Origin of the sequence: Paenibacillus agaridevorans, assembly GCF_003112455.1 — a bacterium.
Lineage (GTDB): Bacteria > Bacillota > Bacilli > Paenibacillales > Paenibacillaceae > Pristimantibacillus > Pristimantibacillus agaridevorans.
Genome location: NZ_BDQX01000037.1, coordinates 13,143 through 21,822 on the forward strand (window position 1 = coordinate 13,143; position 8,680 = coordinate 21,822).

Consider the following 8,680-nt stretch of genomic DNA (forward strand, 5'->3'; position numbering starts at 1 on the left):
TTGTTGTGGGCGGCGAGGATATCGATAGATGCGGTCGCTGGGTCCGCCAGTATGGGCTGACGAAGGTGACGCATGTGCTTGAAGGCGGTGCGGAGCGCCAACATTCCGTGCTGCGGGGGCTGCGGGCGCTAGAGGACTGCGATTGGGTAATGGTGCATGATGGCGTAAGGCCGCTCGTTACCGAAGCCTCGGTCGCTGCCTGCTGCGAGACCGCGCTTGCTAGCGGAGCGTCGGTGCTGGCCGTGCCCGTAAAGGACACGATCAAGCAGGTGGACGCCGTCGGCGTGATCACGGCGACGCCCGACCGACGTAGCTTATGGGCGATTCAGACGCCGCAAGCGTTTCGCCGGGAGCTGCTCGTGGAAGCTCATGAGCGTGCGGAAGCGGAGGGATTCCTCGGCACCGACGACGCGATGGTCGTCGAGCGGCTGGGGCATCCCGTGACGGTAACGGAAGGGGATTACACGAATATAAAAATTACGACGCCCGAGGATTTGCCGTACGCGGAATTTCTGCTGGCTCGGCGCAAGGACATATCCGGCAGTTGCGGCTCGCCGGACGTCCCGGATCGCGAGCCGGGGGCTTCGCATGGAGGAGAAACGAGATGATTAGAGTAGGACAAGGATTCGACGTCCATCAGTTGGCGGAAGGCAGGCCTTGCATTATCGGGGGCGTGACGATTCCGTACGAGAAGGGGTTGCTCGGCCATTCCGACGCGGACGTGCTGCTTCATGCGATCAGCGACGCCATTCTTGGAGCGCTGGGGCTGGGCGATATCGGCAAGCACTTCCCGGATACGGACGAGGCGTTTAAGGATGCCGACAGCGTAGTGCTCCTGGAGCGCGTTTGGGCGATGGCCAAGGAACGGGGCTTCAAGCTCGGCAATATCGATTCCACGATTATCGCGCAACGGCCGAAGATGCTGCCGTATATCCCGCAGATGGCGGAGGTCATTGCCAGAACGCTGGAGGCGGACGTGTCGCTGGTCAACGTGAAGGCGACAACGACGGAGCAGCTTGGTTTTGCCGGCCGGGGCGAGGGCATCGCGGCGCAATCGGTGGTGTGTTTGGTGGCCGTATAGGCAGGGCGTTTAAATTTACGATTGTGGGGAGTGGCTCATCATGACAACGGAAGTGCGCGTAAGGTATGCGCCGTCGCCGACGGGGCATCTGCATATTGGCAATGCGAGAACGGCCTTATTCAATTATTTATTCGCAAGAAATCTGGGCGGCAAATTCATTATCCGGATCGAGGACACGGACGTAAAGCGCAACGTGGCGGGCGGAGAAGAGAACCAGCTTACCTACTTGAAGTGGCTCGGCATTAATTGGGACGAAAGCATTGACGTAGGCGGCGGCTACGGCCCGTATCGCCAGACGGAACGGCTCGACCTGTACAGGGAATATTGGCAGGAGCTGCTGGACAAAGGCCTTGCTTACCGCTGCTATTGCACGGAAGAGGAGCTGGAGCAGGAACGCGAGGAGCAGCAAGCGCGCGGCGAAACGCCGCGGTATTCCGGACGTCACCGCAATTTGACCGCAGACCAGCAGGCGGCGTTCGAGGCGGAAGGCCGTGTCGCGAGCATTCGCTTCAGGGTGCCGGAAGGCCGCTCGTATACGTTCGACGATATGGTTAAAGGCGCCATCACGTTCGATACGGCGGAGATGGGCGACTTCGTCATCGTCAAGAAGGACGGTATTCCGACGTATAACTTCGCGGTCGTGCTCGACGATCATCTGATGAAGATCAGCCATGTTCTGCGCGGCGAGGACCATATTTCCAATACGCCCCGCCAGCTTATGATCTACGAAGCGTTCGGCTGGGAGCCGCCGATTTTCGCGCATATGACGCTGATCGTGAACGAAAGCCGCAAGAAGCTGAGCAAGCGCGACGAATCCATCATTCAGTTCATCGAGCAGTATGATGACCTTGGCTACTTGCCGGAGGCGATGTTCAATTTCATCGCGCTGCTGGGCTGGTCGCCGGAGGGCGAGCAGGAGATGTTCACGCGCGAAGAGCTGGTAAATGCGTTCGACGCCGACCGCTTGAGCAAGAGCCCGGCCGTGTTCGATACGCAGAAGCTGAGCTGGATGAACAATGAATATATTAAAAAAGCCGACTTGGAGCGTATCGTCGACCTGTGCCTGCCGCATCTGAAGAAGGCGGGCTGCATCCCGGACGCGCTGGACGGCGAAGGACGCGAATGGGTGACGGCGCTGGTCGCGCTTCACCAGGACAAGCTGCGCTGCGCGTCTGACATCGTCCCGGTTACGGAGCTGTTTTTCCGCGAAGAGGTGGCGGACGAGGAAGAAGCGACCGTCGTGCTGGCGGAAGAGCAGGTGCCGGCCGTTCTGTCGGCTTTCCTGGGGCTGCTCGAGAGCGATGCTGCGGCATTCTCGGCGGATGGCATCAAGGATATGATCAAGACCGTGCAGAAGGAAACGGGTCATAAGGGCAAAGCGCTGTTTATGCCGATCCGCGCGGCGCTCACCGGTCAGACGCATGGTCCGGATCTGAACCAGTCTATCGTGCTTCTTGGCAAGCCGAAGGTGCTTGCCCGTCTGAAGGAACGGCTGGGTTAGAGGGGGCGGCAATAACTTTGCTTGCACTTTCCCGACGATCCGGTATACTATGACTATTATTAATTATCGGCTATGATCAGGAGAAGTACGTTAATCTGTGGATTGTCAGAGAGGGCAACCGTCATGAGAATCCGTAGGCAGTGATTGCATTTGCTGCGCGCGGAAGAAGACAGTGCTGGAAGTTGCCTAATCCGCTGGAACGGAACATGCACCTGGGAGCCTTGCTCCGAGCTGCTGCCCCTCGCGAATACGGACGATTGGTCCGGACGGAGGCAGTCAGGGTAGGCGGCAACGCATTGCCTGCGTTACGGGCTTCGAGACGAGCGGCCGCGCTTTCCGGATATTCCCCGGACAACGCCCGTTCAAGCAGAGTGGGACCGCGATCATAACGCCTCTGCAGCACAGGATGCTGCGGAGGTTTTTTTGTTTTCAGGAAACTATGCACACTATCGAGCTGGAACCCAGGATTCGGGATGGCGCATGAGTATGAAAAATCATATACAGTCGAGCTGAAAAGGTGGCTTCGAGGCGCGCGGGTATGAAAATTCATACACAATGGAGCTGGAACCCCGGATTCGAGGCAGATGAGTATGAAAAATCATACACAATGGTGCTGGAACCCTGAATTCGAGGCAGATGAGTATGAAAAATCATACTCAATGGAGCTGGAACCCTGGATTCGAAGCAGATGAGTATGAAAAATCATACTCAATGGAGCTAGAACCCTGGATTCGAGGCAGATGAGTATGAAAATTCATACACAATCGAGCTGGGACCCCGAATTCGAGGCGCATGAGTATGAAAAATCATACTCAATGAAGCTGGAAGCGATTTTGTCAGTTTCAAAAAAAATCCTCGCTGATAGAGAGAATCTGCGCATGTCGAGCTTATATGGGGTATAAGAGTGTAAGCTCCCGTCCGTGCATCGCAGAGACGAAAGCAGGCAATTTGGAAGGGGGAGGAACGGATATGTTTCGCCATTTTCGCTCGGATGTCAAGACGGTGTTCGAAAATGATCCTGCGGCTCGCAGCAGGTTCGAGGTTATCTTCACGTATTCCGGCGTACACGCCATCTGGGCGCATCGCGTGGCGCATGCCCTCTATCGGAGGCGGTGGTTCACGCTGGCCAGAATCATCTCGCAGACGAGCCGGTTCTTTACCGGTATCGAGATTCACCCCGGCGCGACGATCGGACAGCGGCTCTTTATCGACCATGGCATGGGCGTGGTGATCGGGGAGACATGCGAGATCGGGGACGACGTCGTTATCTATCAAGGCGTGACGCTCGGCGGCACGGGCAAGGAGAAGGGCAAGCGGCATCCCACGATCGGCAACAATGTCGTCATAGGCTCCGGGGCCAAAGTATTGGGATCGTTTCGCGTGGGCGATAATTCCAATATAGGCTCCAACGCCGTCGTTCTGCGCGAGGTTCCGGATAATTGCACGGTCGTAGGCAATCCGGGGCGCGTCGTCAGACGGAACGGGGAACGGGTGGGCGATCGGCTCGACCATACGCAGCTGCCCGATCCGGTCATCGAGATGTTCCGGGCGATGCAGGGCGAGATCAACGGTCTCAAGGATGAAGTGGGTCGGCTGACGTCCGCAGGAGAGGGCGCGCCGGGAACCGTTCGGGCAATTGCGCCGGCCAGTGCGGAGAACGGCGCGCAGGGCCGCCCCGCCAACGAGGTCAAGGAAACCATGCAGAAGGAATTGCAAGAGGGAGGAAAGAGCAAAGTATGACGATATCCATCTATAACTCGCTCAAGCAGGCCAAGGAGCCGTTTGCTCCGCAGGAAGCGGGCAAAGTGAAGATGTATGTATGCGGACCAACGGTATATGACTATATTCATATCGGCAACGCGCGACCTGTCATTTTTTTCGACGTTGTTCGCCGCTATCTGGAGTATGCGGGGTATGAAGTCAATTACGTCAGCAACTTTACGGATGTCGACGACAAGTTGATTCGCAAAGCGGAGCAGCTTGGCACGGACGTGCCGCATGTGGCGGAAAAATTTATAGAGGCCTTTTACGAGGACATCGAGTCGCTGGGCGTGCGAAAGGCGACGCTTAATCCGCGCGTTATGGATCATATTCCGGAGATTATCGACTTTATAGAGGGTCTGGTTGATAAAGGTTACGCGTATCCAAGCGAAGGGGATGTCTACTTCCGAACGGCGAAGTTCGAAGAGTACGGCAAGCTGTCCCATCAGAAGATCGACGAGCTCCAATTCGGCATTCGCATCGAGATCGGCGAGCGCAAGGAGCATCAAGGCGATTTCGTGCTCTGGAAAGGCGCCAAGCCCGGCGAGATCAAGTGGGATAGTCCTTGGGGGCCGGGCCGTCCGGGCTGGCATATCGAATGCTCCGCGATGGCGCGCAAATATCTCGGCGATACGCTTGATATTCACGGCGGCGGCCACGATCTGCAATTCCCGCATCACGAATGCGAGGTGGCCCAGTCCGAATCGCTGACAGGCAAGCCGCTGTCTAATTACTGGATGCATAACGGCTACATTCATATCAACAATGAGAAAATGTCGAAGTCGCTCGGCAACGGGATTACGGTTCAAGAGATCGTCAAACGCGTCAAGCCGGAGGCGATTCGGTACTTCATGCTGTCGACGCACTACCGGAGTCCGTTGAACTTCAGCGACGAATCCATTGCGCAAGCGACAAACAGCGTGGAGCGCATCGCGATCTGCTATGCCAATCTGCAGCACCGCCTTGCGGCCGAAGGGATGGCTGGTCCGGTCGATGATACGCTCGCGGGCAAGCTTGCGCAGCTCGCGGATCAATTCGCGGCGAAGATGGGCGACGACTTCAACACGCCGGACGCCATTACCGCCATGTTCGAGCTGGTGAGCGAAGCGAATCTCTACATCAACCGCCCGGAGGCGAACGTGGCGGGGCTGAAAGCTCTGATCGCGCTGATGGAGCGTTTCGACAGCGTGCTCGGCCTGCTCCCGCGTCAAGATGACGCCGATTCGCTCGCGGAAGAAGTAGAAGCGCTGATTCTCGAGAGGACCGAGGCTCGCAAGTCGAAGAACTGGACTCGGGCCGACGAGATTCGGGATCGGTTAAACGAGATGAATATCGTACTTGAGGATACGCCGCAAGGCATCAGGTGGCGGCGCAAATGATGGAGCATCCTAACGAGAACAATCAAGAACCGATTGAGAAGGCGGGGAGAATCGGCGAGGAGAAGGCATCGCCTGCCGCGTCCTTCGCCAATCCCCTCGCCATACACGCGCCCGGCAAGAAGAGCGGCCTCATCAATCCCGTCGTGCTGGCGTACATGGGAGATGCCGTTTTCGAATTGCTTGTGAGGCAATACCTGATCTCGCTTCCCAACAACAAGTCGCATCATCTGCATCAAGAGGCGACTAAGAGGGTGTCTGCGAAGGCGCAGCGCCTGCAGTTGGAGCGTCTGCAGCCGCTCCTGACCGAAGAGGAAGCCGATATGGTGCGCCGAGGGCGCAACACGAAGTCGGGGGCGCCTCCGAAAAATGCGGACCCGGCCGATTACCGTCAGGCGACCGCGCTGGAATGTTTATTCGGCTATTTGTACTTCGAAGGGCGCATGGAACGGATCGGCGAGCTGATGCGCGTAGCCCTTGGGGAGGACGAATAGTCCGGCGATTGGCGAAAGCAGGCATAGACAGGCAAGAATGAAGGAGGGCTACCATGTCCGAACATAATGGGCAAGAAGAAGAAATCATCGCCGGGAAACATCCCGTGCTGGAGGCGCTCCGTTCGGGACGCGAGATCAATAAAATATGGATTGCCGAGGGCTCCCAGAAAAGCGTGACGGGACCCATTACGGCGGAGGCCAAGGCGCTTGGCATCGTTGTTCAATTCGTGGACAAGCGCAAGCTGGACGCCATGGCCGCAGGCGTTGCCCACCAGGGCGTAATTGCCCAAGCCGCGGCGTTCGACTATGTCGAAGTCGACGATATTCTGGCTATCGCGGAGAAGAAGGGCGAGACGCCGTTTATCCTCGTTCTCGACGAGATCGAGGACCCGCATAATCTAGGTTCCATTTTGCGTACGGCGGAGTGCACGGGGGTGCACGGCGTCGTCATTCCGAAGCGCCGTTCGGCCAGCTTGACCGCTACTGTGCTTAAGACGTCGGCGGGCGCCGCGGAGCACGTCGCCGTCGCTCGAGTGACGAACCTCGCCCAGACCATCGAGAAGCTCAAAGAAGCGGGCGTTTGGGTAGCTGGCACGGATGTGTCGGCCGCTCAGGATGTATACAAATCGAAGTTCGACATGCCGCTTGCGATTGTCATCGGCAACGAGAGCAAGGGCATGGGCCGCTTGATCAAAGAAAAATGCGATTTTCTTGTCAAGCTTCCCATGCTTGGCCGTTTGAATTCCCTTAACGCCTCGGTAGCAGCAGGCGTGTTGATGTACGAGGTTGTCAGGCAGAGACGGGGCCAATAGCGATGAATCGGCCCAATGATGTGCTCCTGGTCGACGGCTACAATATAATCGGGGCGTGGCCGGTCCTGGAGAAGCTCAAGGAGTCGGATCTGGAGGACGCGCGAGACAAGCTCCTCGATATGTTGGCTGACTATCAGGGGTTCTCGGGCATGGAGATCTACGTCATCTTCGATGCGCATCAGGTACCCGGTCTCGGAGCCACATACAAGCAGCATAAGCTTACCGTCGTGTACACGAAGGAGAAGGAGACGGCGGACGAATGCATCGAGCGGCTATGCAGCGAGCTGATGATCCGGAGACGCAGCATCTACGTGGCGACTTCGGATCTTGTCGAGCAGCATGTGGCATTCGGCAAGGGAGCGCTGAGACTGTCTGCCCGGGAGCTGCTGATCGACATTAATCAGAACCGGAAGCTGATTGAGCAGAACATTCGGGAACGGGAGACGAAGCCGATTCGCCGCAACTCGGTCGACGAGAATGTCAGCCTCGACGTCTGGAGCAAGCTTGAACGACTTCGCCGCGGAGAGGAATAAGTTATCTACCTGTCAGGGACATTTTTCCACAACGTGTCATATTGTTACATTTTTGCTAGAAATACGATAGGTTTCGGGGTGTGGTTCTGTTGACGTTGCAAGGTTACATAATGTATACTGACTCTATGTTTCTATCTGTTGAATCTAGCGCGGTGTACGCCTTGCAGGCCGGAGGGATAGTGTGTGAGTTACGACCTCAAAGAATGGAGTACGCTCGAATATGAGTGCAGTACGGACGAGGACATCGTAGAGGCGGTCCGTAACGGCGACAGCATTGCGTTGGAATATTTGATTAACAAATATAAGAACTTTGTGCGGGCGAAGGCCCGTTCCTACTTCCTAATCGGAGCCGATCGCGAAGATATCGTCCAGGAAGGCATGATCGGCCTGTACAAGGCGATCCGAGACTTCAAGGGCGACAAGCTCGCGAGCTTTAAGGCATTCGCTGAGCTCTGCATTACCAGGCAGATCATTACCGCGATCAAGACGGCTACGAGGCAGAAGCATATCCCCCTCAACTCCTACGTTTCCCTGGACAAGCCTATCTACGACGAGGATTCCGACCGAACGCTGCTGGATGTCATTTGCGGCACTCGCGTATCCGACCCCGAAGAGCTGATCATCAACCAGGAAGAATTCATCGGTCTTGAAGACAAGATGGCGGAGATTTTGAGCGATTTGGAACGCAAGGTTCTAATGCTGTATCTGGACGGAAGATCCTATCAGGAGATCGCCGTTGATCTCGATCGTCACGTAAAGTCGATAGACAACGCGCTTCAGCGAGTCAAGCGCAAGCTGGAGAAGTATTTGGAGATTCGCGATTTTGGAGGAGTATAGCTCCGCGGTTCCGGCATAGAGGACGTTTTGACGACTGGACTTGCAGGACGAGGATGTCGTCATCGTTTTAAGACAACGGACTGTCTTGGCCATCTGATCAACGTTTCAGGGGGCGAAGACAGTCCATTGGTTTATATGGAGGAGCATTCGGTCATACTGTGTAGAGGTAGTTCAAAAAGTCCGCTTCCCATCACGAAGTATGCCACGGGGCATAGTCGACTTCGAATATTGAATTCAGGCGAAACTTCCGGTGCTCACGTAGCTTCCACTACGCTCCGCTCCTCA

Annotated in this window: 9 protein-coding genes; all 9 read left to right on the forward strand. The window is 56.5% G+C overall.

Translation table 11 applies throughout. From position 1 onward, the window contains the following. Nucleotides 1-608: 2-C-methyl-D-erythritol 4-phosphate cytidylyltransferase (gene ispD / locus PAT3040_RS03795; protein ID WP_108991596.1), on the forward strand; the 608-nt coding region annotated here is incomplete at its 5' end. Then, nucleotides 605-1,081 carry a 2-C-methyl-D-erythritol 2,4-cyclodiphosphate synthase gene (gene ispF / locus PAT3040_RS03800; protein ID WP_087570286.1) on the forward strand — a complete coding sequence of 159 codons (477 nt, stop codon included), beginning with the start codon at nt 605-607 and terminating at the stop codon, nt 1,079-1,081. The genes ispD and ispF, both read left to right, overlap by 4 nt. Nucleotides 1,082-1,121: 40 nt before the next feature. Continuing rightward, entirely contained in the window at nt 1,122-2,582 is a 1,461-nt protein-coding gene (gltX, locus tag PAT3040_RS03805) for a glutamate--tRNA ligase (protein ID WP_108991597.1), read from the forward strand. Between the two features lie 969 nt (nt 2,583-3,551). Then, entirely contained in the window at nt 3,552-4,322 is a 771-nt protein-coding gene (cysE, locus tag PAT3040_RS03810) for a serine O-acetyltransferase (RefSeq protein ID WP_108991598.1), read from the forward strand. After that, the gene (gene cysS, locus PAT3040_RS03815) at nt 4,319-5,722 is read left to right on the forward strand and encodes a cysteine--tRNA ligase (protein ID WP_108991599.1); all 1,404 of its coding nucleotides are present in this window, start codon (nt 4,319-4,321) and stop codon (nt 5,720-5,722) included. The genes cysE and cysS overlap by 4 nt, the downstream gene beginning before the upstream one ends. After that, entirely contained in the window at nt 5,719-6,213 is a 495-nt protein-coding gene (locus tag PAT3040_RS03820; protein WP_373863922.1) for a Mini-ribonuclease 3, read from the forward strand. The genes cysS and PAT3040_RS03820 overlap by 4 nt, the downstream gene beginning before the upstream one ends. A gap of 53 nt (nt 6,214-6,266) precedes the next feature. Further along, nucleotides 6,267-7,025 (forward strand): 23S rRNA (guanosine(2251)-2'-O)-methyltransferase RlmB, encoded by a 759-nt coding sequence (gene rlmB / locus PAT3040_RS03825; RefSeq protein WP_087570290.1) that lies wholly within the window; start codon nt 6,267-6,269, stop codon nt 7,023-7,025. A 2-nt stretch (nt 7,026-7,027) separates the two neighbouring features. Then, the gene (locus tag PAT3040_RS03830) at nt 7,028-7,558 is read left to right on the forward strand and encodes an NYN domain-containing protein (protein WP_108991600.1); all 531 of its coding nucleotides are present in this window, start codon (nt 7,028-7,030) and stop codon (nt 7,556-7,558) included. Nucleotides 7,559-7,741: 183 nt separating this feature from the next. Further along, nucleotides 7,742-8,395 (forward strand): RNA polymerase sporulation sigma factor SigH, encoded by a 654-nt coding sequence (gene sigH, locus PAT3040_RS03835; protein WP_087570292.1) that lies wholly within the window; start codon nt 7,742-7,744, stop codon nt 8,393-8,395. Nucleotides 8,396-8,680 lie beyond the last annotated feature (285 nt).

Bases quoted from the DNA above. Each gene is read 5' to 3' on its own strand.
- ispF (WP_087570286.1), top strand. From the start codon at position 605: ATGATTAGAGTAGGACAAGGATTCGACGTCCATCAGTTGGCGGAAGGC.
- gltX (WP_108991597.1), top strand. From the start codon at position 1,122: ATGACAACGGAAGTGCGCGTAAGGTATGCGCCGTCGCCGACGGGGCAT.
- cysE (WP_108991598.1), top strand. From the start codon at position 3,552: ATGTTTCGCCATTTTCGCTCGGATGTCAAGACGGTGTTCGAAAATGAT.
- cysS (WP_108991599.1), top strand. From the start codon at position 4,319: ATGACGATATCCATCTATAACTCGCTCAAGCAGGCCAAGGAGCCGTTT.
- PAT3040_RS03820 (WP_373863922.1), top strand. From the start codon at position 5,719: ATGATGGAGCATCCTAACGAGAACAATCAAGAACCGATTGAGAAGGCG.
- rlmB (WP_087570290.1), top strand. From the start codon at position 6,267: ATGTCCGAACATAATGGGCAAGAAGAAGAAATCATCGCCGGGAAACAT.
- PAT3040_RS03830 (WP_108991600.1), top strand. From the start codon at position 7,028: ATGAATCGGCCCAATGATGTGCTCCTGGTCGACGGCTACAATATAATC.